This is a genomic window from Pseudomonas sp. LTGT-11-2Z (genome assembly GCF_003691445.1).
Taxonomy (GTDB): Bacteria; Pseudomonadota; Gammaproteobacteria; order Pseudomonadales; family Pseudomonadaceae; genus Aquipseudomonas; species Aquipseudomonas monteilii.
Genome location: NZ_CP033104.1, coordinates 2,267,480 through 2,290,122 on the forward strand (window position 1 = coordinate 2,267,480; position 22,643 = coordinate 2,290,122).

Consider the following 22,643-nt stretch of genomic DNA (forward strand, 5'->3'; position numbering starts at 1 on the left):
ATGGCTGCTATTGGCGCAGTGCTGTCGCGCATGCAGATGGCGCGCACGCATCAGGGCCGCGAGCCCCAGGCAAAGGTCGTTGAAGCGCCAGACGACGATACTTCTCCAGCAGCTAGCGTCCAGCGATTTGTTGAAAACAGCGATGAGATGGCGGCGTCCCTGCGTTCGCAGTTTCGCCGTAGGGGCGATTTCGGTGACAAGTTCGAAGGCTTGGCAGACAGCTTCGAGCGGGTTCTGGATGAAGATGTTGTCCCCAAGGCTCGGCAAATACAGTCGCTGGCCAAGCTTGCCGAGCGCAGCATCGAATGGCTGCTGGCACAAGCCCGGGGGCTGTTTCCCGATGACAGCGATCTGGTGCTGGTGCTGCGCCAACTGTTGCAGGAAAAAGTGATGGCCGAGGCGACTCGCCGGCGTCTGGAAGCGCTACTGAATCAGGTATTGGTCCAGTCGCCGCCCAAGCGTTTGAAGGCCGGTATCAATTCGGCACTCAAAGCCAAGATGTTTGGCAAGGCGCTGGCGTTGCGGGCGGCCTTGTTGCGTGACACCTATCGCTCGTTCCTGGAGTCCGAAGTCGGCCCGGTCGAGTCTTATGAGGACTGGATAGCCCTCTACGGCTATCAGCACCGTGGCCCGGTCCTGGATTTCATCGAGGCTGCCTTGCTGACCGACATCAATGCCCAGGATCCCAGTTGTTCACGCGACGAGTTTGGCCAGTTGCTGAAAAAACTGGGTGACCTTAAGCGTCTGCGTTCGGTTGATGTCGTGTTCATCCGCAGGCTGCTCGTACACGAGCTGGTTTGCCAGCATAACGCCAGCGAGCCGGACTGGTTGGTGTTCCTGTTGGGGCTGTTGCAGTTTCCCGACGAGCTCGACCCGTTGCTGTCAGGTCTCTTTGGGGAGCACTTGTTGTTGGTTGAACACCACGAGCGCGCGCAACTGTTGCAACTGTTGCGACTGGCCTGCCTGGCGCTGCCGCTGGAGTTGTTTGGCGATGACGAGGCACTGGCGCGCATCGCAGCGCAGTTCACGCATTTGGCCGACCTGGTGTTTGCCCATGAAACCATCGAGCGACACGCTGCGTTGACGACTCGTTTCGCCTCCTGATCTTGAAGGTCGGTACTTATCATGCTCGATAAATTCCTGCGTAATGTCACTGCTCGCCCCGAGCTGCTGATTCTGGCCCTGATGGTGATGATCATCGCCATGCTGATCATTCCATTGCCGACGCCGCTGGTGGATTTTCTGATCGGTCTGAACATCGTCATTGCGATCCTTGTCCTCATGGGGTCGTTCTACATCGAGCGGATCCTGAGTTTTTCCACCTTTCCCGCGCTGTTGCTGATCACTACGTTGTTCCGTCTGGCGTTATCGATCAGTACCAGTCGGTTGATCCTGGTGCAGGCCGATGCTGGTGAGATCATCGCGTCTTTCGGTGAGTTTGTGATTGGCGACAGCCTGGTGGTGGGCTTCGTGATCTTCGCGATTGTCACCATCGTGCAGTTCATCGTCATTACCAAGGGTTCCGAACGCGTGGCGGAAGTGGCGGCGCGGTTCTCCCTCGACGGCATGCCGGGTAAGCAAATGAGCATCGATGGCGACCTCAAAGCCGGTGTCATCGATGCCAAGGAGGCGCGTGAGCGGCGCAGCACGCTAGAGCGCGAAAGCCAGTTGTACGGGGCCTTCGATGGCGCCATGAAGTTCATCAAGGGCGATGCGATCGCCGGCATCATCATCATCTTCGTCAACTTTCTGGGGGGGATCGCAATCGGTGTCGGGCAACTGGGAATGGACATGTCCGAGGCGCTGTCGACCTACACGTTGCTGACTATCGGTGACGGCCTGGTAGCGCAGATTCCCGCGCTGTTGATCGCCATTGGTGCAGGTTTCATCGTGACCCGTGTCAACGGAGACGAGGCCAACCTGGGGCGAAACATGATGACCCAACTGCTGGGGCATCCTTTTGTGCTGGGTATCACTGCCTTGCTGGCGGTCGGTGTGGCGATGCTGCCAGGGTTCCCGGTTGCGGTGTTTCTGATCATCGCCGGTGCGCTGGTGGCATTGCTGTTCTTTCGCTACCGGCTGGAGAAGAAGAACTCGGGTACTGCCCCCGTCGTGTCTTTGGCGGATGAAGAGGGGGAACCCGAAAGCGATTTGGGCCTGATCGAGAACGTCGATGACATGGCCACCGAAACCGTCGCCTTGATGCTGCTGGTGCCAAGCGCTCGCGTCGAAGCGCTGCGCGAGGCTCGATTATGTGAGCGTTTTCGTAGCCAGTTCTTCATCGATTACGGTATCCGGATTCCCGAGCCCCGATTGCGCGGTGCCGATTCACTGCCGTTGGGGCAAGTCGCGGTGTTGATCAACGAAGTGCGTGCAGACCAGTTCGATATCCACTTCGATCTGCTACGAGTTGTCGATTACAAGCCAGAACTTGAACATCTCGGCCTGGACCTGACCACGGGCGTCGACAGCAACAAGCAAACCAGCGTATGGGTGCGCAGCAGCGAGCGCGAAAAACTGCAGAACCTGGGGCATCAGTTGCGTACGGCTTATGACGAATTCTATCGCTGCCTGGTAACCCTGCTGGCTCGCAATATTTCGGAGTTTTTCGGGGTGCAGGAGAGCAAGGTCCTGCTCGACGAGATGGAAGCGCGCTACCCGGACCTGGTCAAAGAGGTCTATCGCCATGCCCCGGTACAGAAAGTCGCGGAGCTCCTGCAACGCCTGGTCGCCGAGCGCATCTCGGTGCGCAACATGAAACTGATTCTTGAAACGCTTGCTCACTGGGGCTCACGCGAGAAAGACGTGATTGTTCTGGTTGAGCACGTGCGTGGCGGTATGGCGCGCTACATCAGTAACAAATTTGCCAACGGTAACGACCTGCGCGTGTTGCTGCTTTCGCCGGAGTTCGAGGACGTGGTGCGCAAGGGCATACGTCAGACTTCTGGCGGAAGCTTCCTCAACCTGGAGCCCTCCGCCAGCGAAGAGCTCATGGACCGGCTGGCAGTCGGGCTCGATAGCCTGCACATCCCTCAGAAAGACATGGTCATCCTGGCCTCGGTGGATGTTCGGCGCTACATCAAGAAACTGATCGAGGGCCGTTTCAGGGAGCTGGATGTGGTGTCGTTTGGCGAGATTTCCGACGCCATTTCAGTGACTGTGCTCAAGACCCTTTAGGAGAATGCGCTATGCAACTGCCAATGAGTCGGCCATCGCTGGAGCGCCGTGCTGCCCACCCGTTGCGTTTGAATGGTCCCCTTCTCGAAGCGGCACTGCACGATGTGGTGATCGGCGAAGTCTGCGAGGTGCGCGGAAACTGGCGGGACACTGCGGTGAGCGCTCGCGCGCAAGTGATCGGCTTCAGTCCCGATGCGGTATTGCTCAGTTTGCTGGGTGATGCGCGAGGGTTGTCCCGTGAATCGCTGATCGTGCCTACCGGTTCATTGCTCAACCTGTATTGCAGCGCTGCCATGCTCGGTAGCGTGATCGACCCCCAGGGGCGGATAGTCGAACGTTTGGCCCCCGGCGATGCATTCGATGGTCGCGACTGTCCGGTGGATGCTGATCCTCCGGCCTACCACCTGCGTCGCCCGGTAAACCAGCCGATGGCCACCGGCGTACGGGCGATCGATGGTTTGCTGACGTGCGGAATAGGCCAACGCATTGGCATCTTTGCCGCGGCGGGATCAGGCAAGACGTCATTGATGAACATGTTGATCGCCCACAGCGAAGCAGATGTGTTCGTGATCGGGCTGATCGGTGAGCGGGGGCGGGAGGTCACCGAGTTTGTCGAGACGTTGCGTCATTCGGATAAATGCACGCGGTGTGTGGTGGTCTACGCGACCTCGGACTTCTCCTCGATCGACCGCTGCAATGCAGCCTTACAGGCAACGGCAATCGCCGAGTATTTCCGTGATCAAGGCCGGCAGGTGGTGTTGATGCTCGACTCGATGAGCCGGTATGCCCGTGCTCGCCGCGACCTCGCGCTGGCGGCAGGGGAGGCACCGGCGCGGCGTGGTTATCCCGCTTCGGTGTTCGACTCCCTGCCGCGTTTGCTGGAGCGTCCGGGCGTGACCGTCAACGGGAGCATCACCGCGTTCTACACCGTATTGCTGGAAAGCGACGATGAACCCGACCCTGTTGCCGAGGAGATTCGCTCCATCCTCGATGGGCACATCTACTTGAGCCGAACGTTGGCCGCCAGTGGTCATTTCCCGGCAATCGACGTGCTCCGTAGCGCCAGTCGGGTGGCACATCAGGTCACCGGGCACGATGTTCAGCAACTGGCGGCCAACACCCGCAAGGTGTTGGCCCGCATCGAGCAGCTGCAGGTATTGCTCGATCTGGGGGAATACCGACCCGGGGAAAATGCGGCTAACGATCAGGCCATGGCCTGTCGTGAAGCGTTGATGGGCTGGCTTCGCCAGGATTTGAGTGAACGATGTGCACCTCAGGCTGCATTGGAGAGCCTGCATGGTCTGCTTGGCTAATGTCCGGCGCCTGCTGGAGTTCAGCGACTACCGGCAGCTTGAGTGTGAGCGAATGCTCGATAAAGCCTTGCGCGCAATGGTTCCGCTTCAGTGTGAGTTGCAGGCGATCGAGCAACAGGCTCAAGGGCTCGATGAGCTCCTGATCAGCCAACGTCCCGAGGATCAGCGGTTGAGCCATGCCCAGTTGCTAACGCTGTTGCGGCGTCAGGCGGTCATTCGGCGGCAGATCGGTAACCTGGCACTAGAGCGCATCCGCGTGACGGACCAGCTCCAGGAGGCGGCTCAAGGGGTTGAGCGTTTGCAACGGCATATCAAGACGCTGCAGAGAAAGCATATGAAGTACCAGTGTCTGGAGCAACGTTTGCTGGGCGAACGTCGTTCACGTCTGTGGCGCCAGGAAGAAAATGACATTGATGAACTATTGGTGAATTGGAAATGAGCGTAGTGCGCCCTCTGGTAGTGACAGTCCGTCCGGTCAAAGATTTTTTAGCCTCCGATGAGCTCGGCCATGAAGTTCAGCCGCAGGTCTATGAAGACCGTAATACACTGGATGACTTGCCGCAGGGCGCGCTTGTGATGTTGGCGCAGTTGCAGCCACTGCGCGAGCTCCCGCTAAAGCCCACGCTGGCAGCGCTGCGCCCCGAGGCGGAGACTGAGTCCAGGTCGACCAAAGTATCGGTGGGTCAGACGATACATTGGCCAATGAAGCAGCCGTCCGTGCCTTCATCGCCGGCACGGGGTGATGCTCGACCTGCGTTGCAGGCTACGCGTTTACCGGTCGCTGCGCAGGTGCTTGTTCAGGCGTCCGTTGCCACTGCGCTCGCCACACCCGGTCAGGCTGCCATCGATGCGTCGGTCCAGCAGAAAGCGCCATCGTCGTCTACCCGCTTGCCGGTCGTCATGCGGACACAGGAGCCTGACCGGACCGCTGTTGCCAGTGCGCTTTCGGCCTGCGATCGAGCTGTCGCCGACAGACCGGTCAAGCAGGAAACGCCTCAAGCCTTACCGGCGCAACCACTGCCATTGCTGGAAAAGTCACTGCATGTGCACCGCGTAACGCACTCGGCAGTGGCTGCTAAGCCGACATCTGAACCGAAGCCGGCGCCAGAAGCCAGCACTGCCCAGGAGGGTAGGCGCTATCTTCAGGTGCCCTTCAGCAAAGGTAATGCTGTGGGGCTGATCACAGTCAGCAAGGCGGGGGGCGAACGTCCCGAGCAGTTGTTGCTCAATCCAGACAGCTCCTTGGTTTCCAGCTATTTGAGCGACAATCTGGCGCAGGTGCCGGATCCGCGTTGGCGTTTGGCTGATCAGCAGGAGCACAAACACCGTGACCGTCATCAGCAGGCGCGAGCGGAGGAGGCGTTCGAAGAGCAAAGCCGTCAAACGCTTCGAGACACAGGTGAGCAGGAAGGGCAGCAGGCGTGACCTCCACTCTGTTGTTGCGCTGTGTTGAGCAACTTGATTATGAGCGGCGCCAGGCGGTGGCCCGCTGGCAGCGTGAGGGGCACCCTGTGCTGCTGAGCCAACCTTCGCCACAGACACGTTATCTAGCCTTCTGGGCGCAAGGTTGTCACGGCCTCTGGCAAGGCATGATCGGGGCGCGCGATTGGTTGCACGCCGTGGCTCCGCAATGGTCGCAATGGCTGCTTCAGGAGAGCGAGGGCCAGGAGATTCTGGAGCTGTTCTCGACGGTCAGCCGGCCCATCGAAATTGCGTCCGATCTGTTGGATTACCAGCGCCTGTTCGCGCTCGAGCTCATTCAGGGAGAGGCGCTGCAAGGCGCTTGCCTGCCCTGCATTGGAACGCCCCAGAGTGACGTGTGGATCCTTCAAGGGCCGAGCCAGCGCAAGGAGGCTTCGCGCCCGTTGCAAGCCTGGTTGCAGGCAGTGCCGCAGGCCCTGCGAATCGTGCTCGGCAACAGCGCGATGGCTCGATTGCCCTACCGGCCACTGGCGAAGGGCGATGTGCTCGTCATCGCCGAGCAAACCCGAAAACTCTTCATGGCTGATCGGTGCATCGGCCAGTTCACCTTTGTCAAGGAAGGTCTGCATATGGAACTCACTCCCCCGGACAATCTTTCGCCGGGCGCTCTCGGCGCGCTAACGGAGCTGCCGGTCAAACTTGAATTCGTGTTGGGCGAGCTGACCCTGAGCATGGCTACGCTCAACGCGTTCATCGAAGGCCAGGTGTTGCCCCTGGAGCCCACGGCCGTGAGCAACGTTGAAGTGCGTGTCGCTGGCATGTGTATCGCCGTGGGTGAGCTGGTCCAGCTAGGCGGTCGCCTCGGCGTCGAGTTGCGTGAGGTGGGGCGGGGCACGGGTAATGAATGACATTTCAATGATCGGGCTGTTGGCAGTGGCTTCGTTGCTGCCATTCCTGATTGCCGCAGGCACCTGCTACATCAAGTTCTCTATTGTCTTCGTCATCGTGCGCAACGCATTGGGCTTGCAGCAGGTGCCCTCGAACATGACCCTCAACGCCGTTGCGCTGTTGCTGGCGATGTTCGTCATGAGCCCGGTGGTGCAAGAAGGCTATGACTATTACAAGGAAAACCGGGTTGAGTTCACCAACATCGATGCGGTGGTGGCGTTCCTCGATAACGGTCTGGGCAGTTACCGCGAATACCTGACCAAGTACACCGACCCAGACCTGGCACAGTTCTTCGAGCGGGCGCAGATCGCGCGCGAGAATCCGAATGCCGTCGATGTCGAACCTGATGAGACGCTGGAGCCTTCGTTGTTCGCGTTGCTGCCAGCCTATGCACTGAGCGAAATCAAAGCCGCTTTCAAGATTGGTTTTTATCTGTATCTGCCTTTCGTCATCGTCGACCTGGTGGTCTCCAGTATCTTGCTTGCCTTGGGCATGATGATGATGAGCCCGGTGATCATCTCCGTACCTATCAAGCTGGTGCTGTTCGTTGCGCTGGATGGCTGGGCCCTGCTTTCTACCGGACTGGTTGGGCAATACCTGTCCCTGGCTCAATGAGAATCAGTGATGAATGACCTGGTGTTTGCCGGAAACAAGACGCTGTACCTGATATTGATCCTGGTGGCCTGGCCGATCATCGTCGCCACGCTGGTGGGATTGCTCATCGGTCTGTTTCAGACCGTGACCCAGCTTCAGGAGCAAACCTTGCCCTTTGGCTTCAAACTGCTAGCGGTGTCGATCTGTCTGTTTCTGCTTTCTGGCTGGTACGGTGAGACGTTGCTGGGTTTCAGTCGGGAAGTCATGCGCCTGGCCCTGAAGTGAATCGCGATGAACGTTAGCCTTTTTTTTGACCTGCATGGCTGGCTGGCCGGTGCAATGATTTGCTTCGCTCGCCTGGCACCGGTTTTTTTCATGTTGCCGTTTCTCAACAGTCGCGCGCTCACCGGAGCACCGCGAAATGCTGTGATCGTGCTGGTTGGCATGGCGCTCTGGCCTTATACCGCTGGCACGTTGCCTCGCCTGGACTCGCTTGGCTTCTACGGGTTGTTGTTGCGAGAGGCCGGCGTGGGCGTGATTCTCGGCTGCCTGTTGTCCTGGCCGCTCTGGGTGTTGCACGGCATGGGCAACCTGATCGATAACCAGCGTGGAGCGATGTTAGGGAACACGATCGATCCGGCCAACGGCGACGACACCTCGGAGTTGGCCAATTTTCTCCAGCTGTTCGCGGCAGTGATCTATCTGGAGGGCGGGGGAATGGCGTTGCTGGTGGAAACCCTGAGCCGCAGCTACCAACTCTGCTCGCCGGTATTCGGATGCGAACTGCGGATTCAGCCGTTGCTCGGCCTGCTCGATCCGTTGATCAGTAAAACGCTGATTATCAGTGCGCCGGTGGTGGCGACCTTGCTGCTCACCGAGGCGCTGCTTGGCCTGCTGGCGCGTTTTGCGCCGCAAATGAACGCGTTTTCGGTGTCGCTCACTGTCAAGGGAGCCATCGCGTTAGTGGTGTTGCTTCTGTATTTCAGCGCACACCTGCCTGACGAAATACTGCGCATGGCCTCCAAGCCGGATCAGCTGGCGGACTGGGTCGCACAACCGGAGGCCCGCTGATATGTCCAGCGCCTCGAAAACTGAAAAACCCACGGCCAAGAAACGCCGCGACGCGGCGAAAAAGGGCCAGACCTTCAAGGCCAAGGATCTCTCCAGTTCCTGCCTGATGCTGTGCGCGATCATCTATCTGACGAGCAGCGGCAGCTTGCTGGAGGTGATGGAGGTTTACCGGCGCATCATCGCTTCGGGTTTCGCCGCCGATCAGCAGCGATATGCCGCCGAGCTCGGGGTGCTGATGCTCAAGGTCGTGGCCCCGCTGATCGTTGTGTGTTTTCTCGCCAGCGCCTTGCCCACGTTGTTGCAGACCGGCCTGGCCATTGCCAGCGAAGCCTTGAAGCTTAACTTCGGCGCACTGAACCCGGTTAACGGCTTCAAAAAGCTGTTCAGTCTCAGAACCGTTAAGGATTCCGTTAAATCCCTGTTGTATCTGGGCAGTTTTGTAATCGCATTCTGGATGGTCTGGCTGACTCAGCGGCATTTACTGTTTGCGCAACTCCATGCGCAACCGGTGGGTCTGTTCCCGATCTGGGCTCATTTGCTTGTGGTGCTGGCGCTGGCATTTCTGGGCTGCATATTGCTGATCGTCATGCTCGATGCGCTGTGTGAGTACTGGCTGTACATCAAGGATCTGAAGATGGACAAGCAGTCGGTCAAGCGCGAGCACAAGGAGCAGGAAGGCAATCCGGAAATCAAGGGGCGGCGGCACGAGTTGCATCGGGAGCTGCTATCCGAACAAGTCAAATCCGACATTCGTGGTTCGCGAGTGATTGTCGCCAACCCCACACACATCGCTGTGGGTATTTACTTCCGCCCGGAAGTCACAGTGATGCCGTTCATCTCACTGATGGAAACCAACCAGCGGGCATTGGCCGTGCGCAAGTACGCGGCTGAGGTAGGTGTGCCGGTGATCAGTGACATTGCCCTGGCCAGACGCATCTTCAAGACGCATCAGCGCTACACCTTCATACAGCTGCAGGAAATCGAAAATGTCCTGCGACTGCTGGTCTGGCTTGAACAGGTCGAGCAGGCCTGACGGGCTTCCTGCGAAACCGAATGCAGGCAGAGTGATTCACGAACACCACGATGAGCGTTTTGTGACGGCGCCCCTTGCCTTCAGCTGGCTCAATAGCCTTGTCAGCACCGCTGAAGAAACATTCAGGAGTAAGTAGTCATGAGTAGTCGAAAACATACAGAGCAGGAAGAGGACCGGATTGCCGAGCATGTGATGCAGGCCGTACTTGATGGTGCGTCGCTCAAAGAGTTGCGCGGCGTCAGTACCGAGCAGATGGATGACCTCTACGCCTTTGCCTATGAGTTCTACGAGCAGGGGCGTCTGGACGATGCGGAAAAGTTTTTCCATTTCCTGTGTATCTACGACTTCTACAACGCGCAGTACTGGATGGGGCTGGCGGCGGTGCATCAGCTCAAACAGAACTATCAGAAAGCGGTTGATCTGTATGCCGTCGCTTTTGCCCAAGGTAAAAATGATTACCGCCCGATGCTCTATACCGGCCAATGCCAGCTGGCGCTGGGTAAAGCCGGCAAGGCCAAGTTGTGTTTTGAGTATGTCATCGAGCGTGTTCAGGAGCCGGGTATGCGCGAGCAGGCCCAGGCTTACCTGAATGCGTTGACCACTATCGACGCCGATCATTCGGAGAAAGAGTTGTAATGGATATCAGGGCTTTGTACTCACGCCTATCCCCGGAAACGCAGGCCAGTCAGGCCGGCAGGGAACGTTATGCCGAAGCGGCGAGTAAAGCGGCCAACACCAAGGCCTGGCAGCGCGCTGCCGATACGGCACTGGCCAACCTGCAAGGTGTGAGCTACGCCGCTCAGTCGCAAGGTGAAAATACTGCTGCGCTGGGTAGGCCGCTTCTGGCTTCGCCACCGCCAAGTGCTGAGCGTGCGAGAAAGGGGTCTGAAGACAGGTTCACCTTGTTGATGGCCTCGCTCATCAACTTGTTGGGTGACGTCAGCCTGGAGTCACTCAAGTCGCGCATGGAAATCCTCAGGTCGGCGGCCAAGGCCAGCGCTGAGGGCAACAAGGCATTGTCAGACGATTATCTGAGTGCGCTGGCGGAACTGGAAGCGGCTGTCGCCTCTGCGAGCGTATCCGAGCAAGAGCTCGCCGCAGCCAAGGCTAAAGTCGACAGTGCGCAAAGGGCGCTGGCCGATGCTGAAGCGGCGCTGGGGAAAACCGAGCCGGGTACGCCCGAGCATGCCAAAGCCTTGGCCGCCCGTGATCTGGCGCAAGGCAACTTGACCGCCGCCCAACAATTACTGAGCAAGGCCGAGCTGAAGTATCTGGCCGCAGTCAAGGTGGCTGGGGAGGCGGGCAAAAAGGCTGAGGCTCTGGCCAGGTCGGTGGAAAATGCGGGGCTGGGCGACAAGCCGGTGCTCGATGGCATCAAGCGTCAGCTGAACGCGGCTGCGACCATGGTGCTGCTGATGACACGTTTTGCAGCGTTGATGGGCGAAAGCGCTGAAAACAAGATTGAAGCGGAACAGGAGTTGTTCCGCAGCATGCAGGCGGCGCGTCAGGAGTACATGGAGAAAAAATCTGAAGAGTACCTGGAACAAGTGCGTAAAGCCGAAGCTGCCAGCAAGACGGCAGGCTGTATCGGTAAGATTCTGGGCGCCGTGCTGACCGTGGTCAGTGTTGTCGGGGCTGCCTTCACGGGCGGAGCCAGTCTGGCGCTGGCAGCTGTCGGTGTGGGATTGATGGCAGCGGACATGGTAGTCAAGGAGTTGACCGGGGTGTCGTTCATGGAGAAGGCCATGAAGCCTCTGATGGACAATATCCTCGGCCCGATGATTCAGGGCATCGGTAAGGGGATTGCCGATCTTCTGAAGAAGGCCGGCGTCGATGCGGCGTCGGCCGATATGGCGGGGATGATCATGGGCGCAATCATTGGTGCCGTGGTCATGGTCGCGGTGCTGGTGGTTGTAGCAGTCGTTGGCAAGTCCGCTGCGGGCCGGGTCGCCAGTGCGATGGGCAACATGTTCGGCAAATTGGCCAACAAGATGGCGCCACAAATGCTCAAGCAGGCCGCTCGGGCGGTCAGCAATGGTTTTTCCAGTGTCATGACCAAGGCCCGTACCAGCATAGGCCTCAAGTCGGATGCAATCTCCCTGGAGATGTATGCATCGCGCCTGGCTGCTTCAGTGGCGGTCGTAGAGGCGGGCGGTGTCGCTGCCCAGTCCGCGTTGGAAACCAAGTCGGGTATTCACCAGCGCAACGCGGCGCAACATCTGGCTGAATTCGAGCTCGCCAAGGTTATCTCCGAGCAGATGAAGAACTATCTGAGCGACATGGTTCAACTCTTCGATCAGTCGATGAAGGCCAAGGATAACGCCATCAAGCAAGCCTTCGGCATCCAGGACAGTATCAATAGCAGCAGCTTGAGCATGGCACGCAACATTTGATTCAACAGGATTAGCACTCATGGATTTTTCAATCAGTAGTCGTTCCACATCGGTAAGCAGCCTTCAGATTGCAGAGGTGGCAGGTAAGGTCGTCGATCAAAAGCAGCCGCTGTCGATCAGCAGTATCAGTGGACGGTTCGAAGCGCAGGTGTTGATGTCTCGGCACGCGCAGGCTGGCGAAGCAATGACGTCTCAGCAGTTGAATCAGCACCTGGAAACCTCAGGGTTCAGTGAGAGCGAAAGCCAGGCGATGATGGGCTTGTTTCTGGCCACTGTGGTCCAGCAGGAGAAAGAAGGTACCGAAGGTGCGGTGAAAGATCCGGTGGCGGACCTGTTGTCGTTCGACCCCGCCGTGTGGGAAAAACATATCGGTGTGTTGGTGGCATCGATTGTCGCGCTCAATATCGCACGCAAATCGAGCGCTGAAATGAGCGGCAAGTTCACGCAGATGGCCTATGAGGCCGCCATTGCGCAAGGCGTTGCAATCATGGCCGGTGGTGAGGCCGCGATGTGGGCTGCGGTCAGTGGTGCGGTCGTTGCCACTACAATGGCCGTCGCGGGTGCCGGGTTGTCCTTGCGTGGGCAGAGCCAGAAGCATACTGATATCAAGATCAACCAGTCGGCTGCGGCGAAGTTCGATGCGCAGGCACACCAGATGCGCGTTGACTTGGAAATTGACCCGAGCAAGCGGGCAGTCCTTGAGTCGAAGATTCGTGAGGCGGTTGATCAGGCCACGCAAGCGCGCATGAAAAGTGCGCTGCAGGCGAAAACCTACGAAGGCAACCTGACTGTTGGCGGTGCCATCAGTTCTATGGCGATGATCATCAGCTCCGGGTTGTCCGCCATCCTGCGTTTGCAAGAGTATTCAGAGCGCCAGCGTGAAGTGCTGCACCAGTCCGAGCAGGGTTTGAACAAGGCGGTCAGTGATGTCGCCAGCCAGAGTATCAATGAATATACGACGCTGCTCAGCAAAACGCTCGACGCCATCCAGCAGTTGGTCGACAGCCGCGGCTCCACCATGAACGCAATCGCCTCTGTGCGCGCTTGATCAGGAGGCAAATCATGGAAATTGTCACAAGGGCCTACCCTGCCATTGCGCTGCGTATCGATCAGCCGGCGGATGAAAAGGTTGGCAGTCTTGAGGTCGAGCATCGTCCGCGCCTGTCGGCGGCTGAACGGCTGACGCAGTCGGTAGTGTCCCGGTTAGGCACTGCAGTGCTCGGAACCGTAAAGCCCAATAAGGTTCAGGGGCATTTGCTGGAAGCCGAGTTGCGCAAATGGGCAGCCCTTGCCCACCCTGCTAGCCCTGACATCCAGGAGTGGAAGGATGAGACACTCAAGAAAATAGGCGATTTGCCGTTGGCGCCAGAAGCTGCTCGCAATGCGTTGAACCCGTTCAGTGGCAGCGCCGATTTTTTTGAGCAATTGCTGGCGATGATCGGTTTTATCAAGGGCGAATACCTGGCGATCTACGAAGCGCTGCTGACCAAATACTCGGACTTCTACAAGGAATTCAACGAAACCATCATGGCGAAGATGGGGGACTGGATTACGGGTAAGTCGGACGGTAAGGAAGTCGAAATCAGCGGGGGACTGCGCGCTGCGTTAGAAGCGTTGCGTAATAAGTACCAGCAAGCCCCGGATGGCGTCCTCTATCCCGTTTCGGGGTCTGCGACACAGGAGGAGGCACAGAAGTGGGCCAAGGCCTTGGGGTTGCCCGATTCATGTGTGCAGCCTGATGGCCAGGGTGGTTATCGAGTGATGATGGACTTGTCACCGCTGGATGCAATGATCGCAGCGGCTCCCAACGGTACCGTGAAGTGGGATACCGCGAAATTCCAGGCTTGGCAAACCGGGTTTAACAGCCAGGAAGGCGATTTGAAGAACCAGCTACAGTTATTCACTACCAAGTACGGTAACGCCAACTCGTATCACGAGAACTTCAACAAGATTCTCTCCTCGCAATTGAGCCAGTATGCAGAGATGCTCAAGGCGCTCGCGAGCGGGATTGGCTGACGTCGTCGTTATGAAGCAAATGATGAAGCTTGAAATCGAGACCGTTATTGTCGCAATTCTCGCTGATAAACTCGTGGTCGATGTCGAGGCCGTTACCTCAAGCGCCCGCTTGGTGGAGGAGCTCGGTGCGGATTCGTTGAATTTTCTGGATATTGCTTTGGAAATTAACTATGTCCTGGGTATTGAACTGCTTCCAGAGGGTTTGGCCAGTATTCGTAACGTGGAGGATCTTTATCGCGTGGTTCATAAGGCAATCGCTCAGGCGTCTGTCTGAGCACTCTCCCGAACGTGCGCACTGGTAAGGGTGCGTAGCCATTTTTCGGCAAGATATCTCTAATATGCCGCACACGGTATGCGTCGGCGACTCAATGGTGAATTAGAGCCTTTCCTTGGATAATGCGGATTAGTCTCTAGCTTCTTGTAGAGAAATCTCAAATATCGTAGGTATCACTTCCCCTATAGTTGGTCACTCACGCCGGGTGCGGATGAACTCCGCCAATGTCACGGCATATTCATCGCATTGGGATGGGGCAATTTGCGTTATGGAAGGGGTTACTGATCAATTGCCAGGGCGGTCGTTTGTGTTTGGCCAATGGATATTGCAGGAGGATGGGTTACTTCTGCGTGACGGTACCGGACTACATCTTCCACCCAAGGAATTGCATGTACTACAGCTATTGTTGGCAGCGGCGGGATCGCTAGTTCCCAAGGGCTGGCTGCTGGACCAGGTGTGGCCCAACTGCGACGTGGCCGAGGAGTCCCTTACCCGCTGCATTTATGCGTTGCGCAAGTTGCTGGGGCGTGAAAATGACTATATCAAGACGGTCTATGGCAAGGGTTATCGCTTTGTTGGGGAGGTCGTCGAACGAGGGGGGGCGCCTTCATCGGTGCCCTCGTTATTAGTCTTGCCGTTGCTGGCGCAGGATGATGAGTGTGCCCTGGAAATGCAGTGCGAAGAGGTTCGCCGATTGGCCGCCGCATTTGGTGGGCGTGTTTGTGTGATGCCGGCGGGGCCTACAGCTAATGCGCAAGCTTCCGATGATTACCTGTCGAAAGTCGAGCGAATAACACGTGAACATTATCTCAGTGTTCGTTGCTGGTTCGAAGCCGGTGACCGGCATTCTTCTAGCCGGATTCTGATCGCTTGCAACAGATGTTCCTCATAATCTGATCAGGATTCTCTACCTTCCACGCCCTATCATTGATCGCACGCCGAAGCGGTAGGCGCTTTTCATAGAGTTAGACCAAGTGGTGAACAGCATGCAGGACTCTCCTGCAACGCAATGCGTCCTGAGGGTGTTCAACGGCCCGCTGCAGGGTTGCGAATTTGATCTGGCGCAGCAGCGTACTCTTTTTGTCGTTGGTTCCGAGGCAAAGTTTTGCTCGATTGAACATCCGCTCAGTGTTCCGGAAGATGCCATCTACATTCCGCTGGCGTATGGGGGATGCAACTTTGAGGTCTTGCTTGGGGATGATGACCGCGCGGAGTGTGTCGTGCGAATCCTGGGCGACGAAGGTGTGGTTGAGCGGCCCATACCATTCCAGTCTCTGGAGCATATATCGGAGTTGCTAATCGCCGTACGCCCATTCGATGAAGCGTGGCGGAGCGAGTTGTTGGTACAAGGGGCAGCTGTGCTTGCTGGGCCTGAGCCGGCTCGGATGCCCGTTATCGTTTCGCGGCGAGTGGCTGTTGCAGCGGTGCTGGTAATAATGGCTGGCTTGGCCATGTTCGGTTGGTACGCTTCGAGTTCCACCCCTGTGTCGAATGTTGAGGCGCTGATTGCCGGGGGTAATAACAACATGGTCGCCCTGTACGGCCGCGACCAGGCGATTTACGTCTTCGCCCACTCCGAGCGCGATGCCGCATGGGGAAGGCAGGTATTGGTGCGCAATGGGTACTCGGCGACTCAGGTGATGACCACAGAGGACGAGCGCTACCGCTTGGAGAGTTTAGTGTCCAGCCTGGCGCCACAACTCGCCTTTCACCGTATGGACCTCAGTGATCCGGTGGTTCCGCAGTTATGGATCAGTCGCCAGCGCAGCGTGCTGTCCGCGGGATTGCAGCGTCGCCTGGAGAGCGCTTTGGTCGCCGTCGCGCCCTACGCTCACGAAATAAAGATCGTACAACGTGACGATGACGAACTCCTGCATCTGGCCGAGCAAGGCTTGCAACGCTTGGCATTGCCCTTTACTCGGCACCAGCGTGCTGACGATGTGACCTTTACGGTCGAGGGCAGCCTTGAGGACGCGCAGTTACAGGCACTGGGTGACTTTGTCGCAGCGTTCGGTCGCCAATGGGGTGCGCGATACGTTCATTTCGCAATCGAGCTCAAAGATGACTGGCTGAAGAGCAAGTCGTTCCAGTACGGCCCTCAGGGCTACATCAAGATGACGCCGTCATCCTGGTACTTTCCTAAATCCCTTTGATAATAACGGTTGATATATGAGTACGGTTTCAAATCCTATTGAGTTTCATGATGACTTCCTGGGTCGACAGGCTCAGGGCTTCGAGGACGGCGCTACCGGTCTCAAAACCAAACTCGATGAGGCACTGGCCGCATTGCATGAAGATGCGTCGGACCCCACGCTATTGGCGGCCTATCAGGCTGCATTCTCTTCCTACAACGTGTTCCGTAACGTTGCGACCAATACGATCAAGGGCTTCAAGGAAATTGACACGGCGATAGTTTCCGCCGCGCGTTAAGCCTTGCGTCTCCGCTCGGCTGGCAGGAATTTCATATGCCAGCCGGGCACTGTTCTTGTGGGGTTCCTATGTCTGTTTCTTCCCTGACGTCAGTGAACCTGAGTCCGCTTCGGATGGCCGAATTGGCGCGTCCCGAGCCTGGCTCAGTGGTTTCCCTGGAGGGTCGTTTGATCGAAAGTTTCGCCAGCTCCGCTGTGGGCACCGAGCGTGATCATGCAAGGATCACTGCCATGCTCAAACGCCCGGATATCACCAACCCGGAAGTGTTGAGCGAATTGCAGCTGCTCACTGCGCAGTACAACATCGATGTCTCCTTACTCAACGTCCTGGTCCGTAAAACAGTGACAACGGCCGAAACCTTGTTGCGTTCGTCATGAAGGTATTTGCCTGGCTTGCGCTGTTCTGTTTGATGCTGGTTGGCTGTCGACAACCGAGTTTGCTTGAGGGCCTTGACCAACAGCAGGTCAATGAAGTGATTTCGGTACTGCAGCGCAATAACATCACTGCGACCAAAGTGGATAACGGTAAGACCGGATACTCGGTGCAAATCGCGCAAGGGGATTTCGCGGCGGCGGTCGACCTGTTGGCCCTGTATTCGCTGCCTTCCAGGCCGCGTGTTGAAATCGCCCAGATGTTTCCTGCGGACTCTCTGGTCGCTTCGCCGCGAGCCGAGAAGGCGCGTCTGTACAGTGCGCTGGAGCAGCGCCTGGAGCAGTCGTTGAATACCCTGGAGGGTGTGGTTTCAGCACGGGTACATGTGAGTTACGACCTGGAGACCGGAGAAAGCGGTCGCAAGGTAGCACCCATCCATGTCTCGGCGTTGGTGGTGTATGAGCGTGACAGCGAGCCACAGCTACTGATCAGCGATATCAAGCGTTTTCTCAAGAACAGTTTCTCGGCCGTGGACTACGAACACATTTCGGTGGTCTTGTCCAAGCGGGCTTTAATTCAGCATGCCGCCCCCTTCCCGGAGCCTCGCACTTACGCCTTTACCTGGCTCTATGGCGTGTTCGTCTTAGGCATTCTGGCTGCGCTAGCGTACTGGGTCATGCGGTATCGACAGTCGAAAGAGATCGGGCATGCTTCGCGGGACTGAAGCGCTGCGCGCCATCCTCCAGCAGCCGCTGGACTATCTGCATCCTCACCGGGGTGTTGTGCCAGCGCTGTTTGGCGAGCCGGCAGCCCGCGCGCTGCTCAACCAATCGTTGCTAAGAGGGTTGGCACTCAGTTGCCCCGATCCGCAACAGCTCAAGCGCAATCCATGGACTGATTGCTGGGTCGCACATTGGCAGCATTTGCCCGCAGTCGCCCGCCTTATGGGGGCGCACCTGATGTGGCCGCAACTGGCTCGCGGGGCGCGCATGCGTGAGCTCGATGTTCCGACAAGAGCCTTCGCCCGCATCAACCTGGGCAATCGGCCAGCGGTCGTGATCAGCGAAGCGCAAGGACTTGAGCCATCGCTCGACGCCCTGGGGCTCGCTGCCTTGGCAGCTTGGCATCAATACATCCCGGATGCGCTCATGCAGCGTCTGTTCTTGCAGTTCTCGCCGCGAGTGGTCGAGTTGCAGCAAACCTTGCCGATCCTGGCGCCGAATTCGTCACTTTTCATCCTGGCGGTACAACATGCTCGAATCCATCAGAACGCTTGCTGACATTCCTTCGACGGATGCCCTGCTGCTGAGGCATGAAGAACGCACGGCTGCGCGTAATCGTCGGTTGTTGATGCAGCAAGCCCGCGAGCGCGCCAAGGCCTGTATGGCAGAAGCGCAACAAGAGGCAGACAGTGTTCGTGCGAACGCCTTTCAGGACGGTTATTCCCAAGGCGTGCTGCAAGCCGCTGCTGACGTGAGCGGGCTTTTACTGCAGTCGCGAGTGATGGCAAGCGCGTTGCAGGCAGAGCTTGTACAGGCCGCCCGGTCATTGCTGGGGGATTTGCTGATGGACGACCGTCTGCTTGATGCGCTGCTGCAGCGTTGGCATTCGGGGTGGGTAGACCAAGGCCGGGAGCCGCTGCAGATCATGCTGCCGCTGCGGTGCAAGGCCGGGCAGATGGCGCTGAACACCAGGTTGAAGGGCTTGGGTGTCGAGCGGGTGGATATCCGTTTCCATGCCCAGGAACGTTACCTGTTTCGCCTCGCGGATCAGGTGGTCGAGCTTGATATCGGCGCCTCTCAGGAGCGCCTGTCGCCGCGTCTGATCGCCCAGCTCAAGCAGTTACCGGAGAGTGTGCGGCAGCTCGATGAAGCGTCGAAGAACGTGTTTGTCAATTGGGCTGCCGACCTGAACAAGGAAGGCTATAGCGCGATGAATATTTCGAAGTCGGATAACAGCGATGAACATTGATAACTACTCGCTTGCAGGTCCCGGCCAGGCCCCGCATCGAGGCGCCGAGACGATTGTGCCTCTGGACCAGCGCATGGGGCTTCAGGGCGCGGAAACCAGCGTTGATCCGGATCCTGAGTTTGCCCAGTTCTACGGCGCGTTCATGGAGTGGATAGCGTCCACGGCACCCTCACCGGGCAGTATTCAGCGTTACTTGAAACAATACGCGAATGCCGGTGGCGAGCTGCCCTATAAAACGACACAGAAGCAAATGGATGCGTTGACGCAGGTGATGGTGCGGATGAAAGAGCAAGGTTTGGAAGAAAGTGAGACTTACAAGGAGATAAGAGCTGCGTTGGTATCGGTTTCATCGGCCAATATGTTCGTCAAGGAGTTTATGCAGGAGGTGTTCAAGCCATCTGAGGACGAAGACAGTCGCGAGAATGTCAGTTGGTAATCTAAATAAGCTTTTTTTGTAAGATGTTTGGCGATTCTTTTGTTATATATAAAAGCCTGAGCTGTTGTTTTTGAAGGGGATACCATGAGCGAAAAAAGCGATCATCAGGCCGGCGCTTGGCGTAGATCGTTGAAATCCATAACCTATAGCCCATTATCATTCTCGCAGAATATTCATCGCGAGCTTAGCTCGTTGGTTTGCGATGCGTTAATTGAGTTGGGAGTCTCAGATCAATTGCTGCACGGTCTCGACTCGCATTCAACCATAACCATTGATTTAGATGAAGGTCCATCTATTAATATTTCTCTGGTCGACGATCGTCTCTTTGTTTGGTCGTTTGTCCCGATGGGCGAGGATCTATTGATAGACAATGCCAGGAGCATTATGCCTGTTATTACAACCGTAGTGGAGTGCGTTGAAACGGGTCATTTAACATTGGGTAAGTGTGGTGATGGTTTTGAGTTAAAGGCATTAATTAATCCGCGTGCATTGATTGAGAATAAGTTCAATGAGATTTTACATGGTTTTCATGGTGCGCTCAAAATTATAGATGGCTGCCGATGAGGTTATATGTTTAATGCGGGTGCCGGCTACTGAAAGTCAAGGCGAACCCTTGGTTTTCAGAACTTGCGGGCGCATAAGCAAGTTTTAATTTTTCGTCTTCTGCTTTTGATGTTGTAATTAACATGTATAAAGAGGGCTTTTATGCAATACTCAATGTTTGTGAGTTCCTATCTGGCAGCAAATAGTGCTAGCGCTGCTTTGCAAGGAAGTAGTGGTTCAGATTCGTTGTCGCCTTTGAGCTTGCCAGTAAAAAAAGTGTCTAACACAAGTCAAAAACATTTGTCATTTCCTCCTGGTACATTAGCTCAGTACTTTGCTTCTCCAGCGAAAGAAGAGAAAAATCAGTACCAAGCTCGTGGAAACATTAGTCAAAATGGTAGCTTTATGTTCAAGCCGGGAGATGAGGAGAAGTATGCCTATACACCGAGTATCTATCTGATGAAGCTGAGTGACGATAGAGAGACGGCAAGAACTCAATTGAAAGGATTGAGAGATGCGTATCGTGCGAACCAATCGGTACCAGATTTTCTCAAAAAAGAGAGCGCGTTGTCGTCAGGTTATGATACTCGCTGGATGGATGCATATGTTAAGGCTCCAACGCAAGTTGCTCATCGTAGCAAAAATTTTTTCACTCAGGTCGATCCAACCAATAAGGTCAATAATCTCGATGATATTATTTCGAATCCTATGGAGCAGAAGCACAAAGAGGGTGGCGTGTCATTTTTGAGTTGGTTTGTTCATCCAAGGTCGTTTGTGGATGCAGAAACAAAGAAAAGAACAATCAATGATTATTCCTACGCTACCTTTAGACAGGTTGCTGCAAAACATCAACAGCTTAAGCTGTCTGGGGAACATGTTGAGCCAAGTTCAACCCCAACAGCTGGCGCTGCTCAAATCAAGGATGCTCGGTTCGCAAAAAATAAAGCAGAGCGTTTACAGATTGAATCAGGTCAGCTTATTGGGCAGAAGTATTTGGCGACTCCTCTTGACTTGACTAAGGAGGATTTGCCCAAGCTAAAACAATTAAAAGCTGATAGCCAGCGGTTCTTCGAAGAAAAATTTGGCTTCGATGCGACGAAAGATAAACTCAATCAATACTTTCATATGCCATATGCTAGAGTTACCACTACCCTGCACTTGCATTCTCGCCTAAATCAAGAAATGGCCCCAAGGGAAGCAACGAAAAGCTTTCGTTTAGATGATGTAATTAAGCATTTGGAATCACATGATGACATATTTGATTTGATTTACGAACGTGCACAATCGGTGAAAGGTTTGGAGCAGCAAAAGCCTATAGATATGGTCGCAGAATTAGGAGGAGAGAATTCGGTAAAATTTGAATATGTTGGAGGATATTTTAAAGATGATAATGGCCATTTCAAACTGAAAGGGCGCGATCCTCTCCGGGAGTGATTAAGCCTATTGCTGGGCACATGAGGTGTCACTTATAGTAGTGGAGCCTTGTATGTGACTATTGACTGTGCAGATCTAGTGTGATGTTTCAGAAATACCGCTGAAAATCTGAGCTAGGCTCTGTAGAAGCCAACTCTCCAAGGCCATCGACATGGGTCGACCAGCAACCGTCATTACCCTTTCCGAAACCGAAAAGTCAGAGCTGCTACGCCGCATCAAGCTCCGTAAAGGCGCTCAAGACGCTCGGCTGCGTGCGGAGATAATCCTCGCCTGTGCCGCAGGCGAGTCAGGCAATGACATCGCTCAGCGCTTGGGGACGAGCAAGGATGTTGTGTCACGGTGGCGTCAGCGCTTCTCTAAGTTGGGGCTGCTGGGGCTGAACGATGAACCGCGCTCTGGCCGGCCTCGCACCATTTCCGATGAGCAAGTTCAGCAAGTGGTAAACCAAGTGCTGCAAGGTAAGCCCGACGATTCCAGTCATTGGAGCACGCGACGGATGAGTCGTGAGACGGGCCTCTCTCCTGCAAGCGTGATGCGCATCTGGCACGCGTTCGGGATCAAGCCGCACTTGGAAAAGACCTTCAAGCTTTCCACTGATCCGTTGTTTGTCGACAAGGTTCACGACATCGTTGGGTTCTACTTGAACCCACCCGAACGAGCCTTGGTGCTTTGCGTTGATGAGAAGAGCCAGATCCAAGTGCTGAACCGCACACAGCCTGGCCTACCGCTCTCTCCAGGTAACCCTGCAACCCGCACACATGACTACAAACGACACGGAACGACCTCGCTGTTCGCGGCCCTGGATGTGGCAACCGGTGAGGTGATTGGCCGACTCAAACGACAACATCGCAGTATTGAGTTCCTCGCCTTTCTAAGGGAGATCGATGTGTCAGTGCCTGCCGATATGCCGATCCATCTGATCATGGACAATTACGCGACTCACAAGACCGACAAAGTCAGGGCGTGGCTTGCGGCGCGACCGCGCTACAACATCCACTTCACGCCTACCTCGGCGTCTTGGTTGAATCTGGTTGAGCGGTTTTTCTCAACGCTGAGCGAGAGGTGGATCAAGCGGCAGGCACATGTCAGCGTTAAGGATCTGGAGGCGTCGATCGAGCACTATCTGGAAACCTACAACCAGAACCCGAAGCCATTTCGGTGGCACAAATAGGCCGAGGACATCCTTGCCTCAGTCGCTCGCGCGGCGCGAGCGCTG

General features: G+C 56.2%; 26 protein-coding genes. All 26 read left to right on the plus strand.

The window, feature by feature from the left end; translation table 11 throughout:
* The 26 genes from sctW (at window position 1) to D8767_RS10605 (ending at window position 22,598) form a co-directional block, all read left to right on the plus strand.
* A complete protein-coding gene (gene sctW, locus D8767_RS10480; RefSeq protein ID WP_016711575.1) occupies window positions 1–1,104 on the plus strand; it encodes a type III secretion system gatekeeper subunit SctW in 1,104 nt (367 codons plus the stop codon).
* A gap of 21 nt (window positions 1,105–1,125) precedes the next feature.
* Entirely contained in the window at window positions 1,126–3,177 is a 2,052-nt protein-coding gene (locus D8767_RS10485; protein ID WP_016711574.1) for an EscV/YscV/HrcV family type III secretion system export apparatus protein, read from the plus strand.
* 11 nt (window positions 3,178–3,188) lie between these two features.
* Complete coding sequence (gene sctN, locus D8767_RS10490; protein WP_016711573.1) at window positions 3,189–4,490, plus strand: type III secretion system ATPase SctN; 1,302 nt, start codon at window positions 3,189–3,191, stop codon at window positions 4,488–4,490.
* Window positions 4,474–4,929 carry a hypothetical protein gene (locus tag D8767_RS10495; RefSeq protein WP_016711572.1) on the plus strand — a complete coding sequence of 152 codons (456 nt, stop codon included), beginning with the start codon at window positions 4,474–4,476 and terminating at the stop codon, window positions 4,927–4,929. Before sctN ends, D8767_RS10495 begins: the two co-directional genes overlap by 17 nt.
* On the plus strand, window positions 4,926–5,915 hold the full coding sequence (locus D8767_RS10500; RefSeq protein WP_016711571.1) for a hypothetical protein: 990 nt from the start codon (window positions 4,926–4,928) through the stop codon (window positions 5,913–5,915). The genes D8767_RS10495 and D8767_RS10500 overlap by 4 nt, the downstream gene beginning before the upstream one ends.
* On the plus strand, window positions 5,912–6,820 hold the full coding sequence (locus D8767_RS10505; RefSeq protein WP_060709680.1) for a FliM/FliN family flagellar motor switch protein: 909 nt from the start codon (window positions 5,912–5,914) through the stop codon (window positions 6,818–6,820). Before D8767_RS10500 ends, D8767_RS10505 begins: the two co-directional genes overlap by 4 nt.
* Window positions 6,813–7,475: an EscR/YscR/HrcR family type III secretion system export apparatus protein gene (locus D8767_RS10510; protein ID WP_028699021.1), complete on the plus strand. Its 663-nt coding sequence runs from the start codon at window positions 6,813–6,815 to the stop codon at window positions 7,473–7,475. The genes D8767_RS10505 and D8767_RS10510 overlap by 8 nt, the downstream gene beginning before the upstream one ends.
* A gap of 9 nt (window positions 7,476–7,484) precedes the next feature.
* On the plus strand, window positions 7,485–7,739 hold the full coding sequence (locus D8767_RS10515; protein ID WP_016711568.1) for an EscS/YscS/HrcS family type III secretion system export apparatus protein: 255 nt from the start codon (window positions 7,485–7,487) through the stop codon (window positions 7,737–7,739).
* 6 nt (window positions 7,740–7,745) lie between these two features.
* Window positions 7,746–8,525, plus strand: a complete 780-nt coding sequence (gene sctT / locus D8767_RS10520) for a type III secretion system export apparatus subunit SctT (RefSeq protein ID WP_016711567.1) — start codon at window positions 7,746–7,748, stop codon at window positions 8,523–8,525.
* A 1-nt stretch (window position 8,526) separates the two neighbouring features.
* Window positions 8,527–9,558 carry an EscU/YscU/HrcU family type III secretion system export apparatus switch protein gene (locus D8767_RS10525; RefSeq protein WP_016711566.1) on the plus strand — a complete coding sequence of 344 codons (1,032 nt, stop codon included), beginning with the start codon at window positions 8,527–8,529 and terminating at the stop codon, window positions 9,556–9,558.
* 138 nt (window positions 9,559–9,696) lie between these two features.
* Window positions 9,697–10,194, plus strand: a complete 498-nt coding sequence (gene sicA, locus D8767_RS10530; protein ID WP_016711565.1) for a type III secretion system translocator chaperone SicA — start codon at window positions 9,697–9,699, stop codon at window positions 10,192–10,194.
* The gene (gene sctE / locus D8767_RS10535; protein ID WP_016711564.1) at window positions 10,194–11,951 is read left to right on the plus strand and encodes a type III secretion system translocon subunit SctE; all 1,758 of its coding nucleotides are present in this window, start codon (window positions 10,194–10,196) and stop codon (window positions 11,949–11,951) included. Before sicA ends, sctE begins: the two co-directional genes overlap by 1 nt.
* 19 nt (window positions 11,952–11,970) lie before the next feature.
* Window positions 11,971–12,999 (plus strand): IpaC/SipC family type III secretion system effector, encoded by a 1,029-nt coding sequence (locus D8767_RS10540; protein ID WP_016711563.1) that lies wholly within the window; start codon window positions 11,971–11,973, stop codon window positions 12,997–12,999.
* Between the two features lie 14 nt (window positions 13,000–13,013).
* On the plus strand, window positions 13,014–13,967 hold the full coding sequence (locus D8767_RS10545) for an IpaD/SipD/SspD family type III secretion system needle tip protein (RefSeq protein ID WP_028699022.1): 954 nt from the start codon (window positions 13,014–13,016) through the stop codon (window positions 13,965–13,967).
* Window positions 13,960–14,241 (plus strand): acyl carrier protein, encoded by a 282-nt coding sequence (locus tag D8767_RS10550; protein ID WP_016711560.1) that lies wholly within the window; start codon window positions 13,960–13,962, stop codon window positions 14,239–14,241. The genes D8767_RS10545 and D8767_RS10550 overlap by 8 nt, the downstream gene beginning before the upstream one ends.
* A gap of 211 nt (window positions 14,242–14,452) precedes the next feature.
* Window positions 14,453–15,133 (plus strand): winged helix-turn-helix domain-containing protein, encoded by a 681-nt coding sequence (locus D8767_RS10555; RefSeq protein WP_080578074.1) that lies wholly within the window; start codon window positions 14,453–14,455, stop codon window positions 15,131–15,133.
* Between the two features lie 94 nt (window positions 15,134–15,227).
* Window positions 15,228–16,394, plus strand: coding sequence for a PrgH/EprH family type III secretion apparatus protein (locus tag D8767_RS10560; protein WP_177412718.1), 1,167 nt, complete (start codon window positions 15,228–15,230; stop codon window positions 16,392–16,394).
* Window positions 16,395–16,410: 16 nt separating this feature from the next.
* The gene (locus D8767_RS10565) at window positions 16,411–16,671 is read left to right on the plus strand and encodes an EscF/YscF/HrpA family type III secretion system needle major subunit (RefSeq protein ID WP_016711558.1); all 261 of its coding nucleotides are present in this window, start codon (window positions 16,411–16,413) and stop codon (window positions 16,669–16,671) included.
* A gap of 68 nt (window positions 16,672–16,739) precedes the next feature.
* Window positions 16,740–17,048, plus strand: a complete 309-nt coding sequence (gene sctI, locus D8767_RS10570; protein WP_028699025.1) for a type III secretion system inner rod subunit SctI — start codon at window positions 16,740–16,742, stop codon at window positions 17,046–17,048.
* On the plus strand, window positions 17,045–17,767 hold the full coding sequence (locus D8767_RS10575; protein WP_016711556.1) for an EscJ/YscJ/HrcJ family type III secretion inner membrane ring protein: 723 nt from the start codon (window positions 17,045–17,047) through the stop codon (window positions 17,765–17,767). The genes sctI and D8767_RS10575 overlap by 4 nt, the downstream gene beginning before the upstream one ends.
* Window positions 17,751–18,323, plus strand: a complete 573-nt coding sequence (locus D8767_RS10580; protein ID WP_016711555.1) for a hypothetical protein — start codon at window positions 17,751–17,753, stop codon at window positions 18,321–18,323. Before D8767_RS10575 ends, D8767_RS10580 begins: the two co-directional genes overlap by 17 nt.
* On the plus strand, window positions 18,295–19,014 hold the full coding sequence (locus D8767_RS10585) for an oxygen-regulated invasion protein OrgB (RefSeq protein WP_167470813.1): 720 nt from the start codon (window positions 18,295–18,297) through the stop codon (window positions 19,012–19,014). Before D8767_RS10580 ends, D8767_RS10585 begins: the two co-directional genes overlap by 29 nt.
* On the plus strand, window positions 19,004–19,450 hold the full coding sequence (locus D8767_RS10590; protein WP_016711553.1) for a hypothetical protein: 447 nt from the start codon (window positions 19,004–19,006) through the stop codon (window positions 19,448–19,450). The genes D8767_RS10585 and D8767_RS10590 overlap by 11 nt, the downstream gene beginning before the upstream one ends.
* Window positions 19,451–19,534: 84 nt before the next feature.
* Window positions 19,535–20,014: a hypothetical protein gene (locus D8767_RS10595; protein WP_080578073.1), complete on the plus strand. Its 480-nt coding sequence runs from the start codon at window positions 19,535–19,537 to the stop codon at window positions 20,012–20,014.
* A 141-nt stretch (window positions 20,015–20,155) separates the two neighbouring features.
* On the plus strand, window positions 20,156–21,427 hold the full coding sequence (locus D8767_RS28670) for a hypothetical protein (protein WP_155738425.1): 1,272 nt from the start codon (window positions 20,156–20,158) through the stop codon (window positions 21,425–21,427).
* Between the two features lie 151 nt (window positions 21,428–21,578).
* Window positions 21,579–22,598 carry an IS630 family transposase gene (locus D8767_RS10605; RefSeq protein WP_016711551.1) on the plus strand — a complete coding sequence of 340 codons (1,020 nt, stop codon included), beginning with the start codon at window positions 21,579–21,581 and terminating at the stop codon, window positions 22,596–22,598.
* Window positions 22,599–22,643 lie beyond the last annotated feature (45 nt).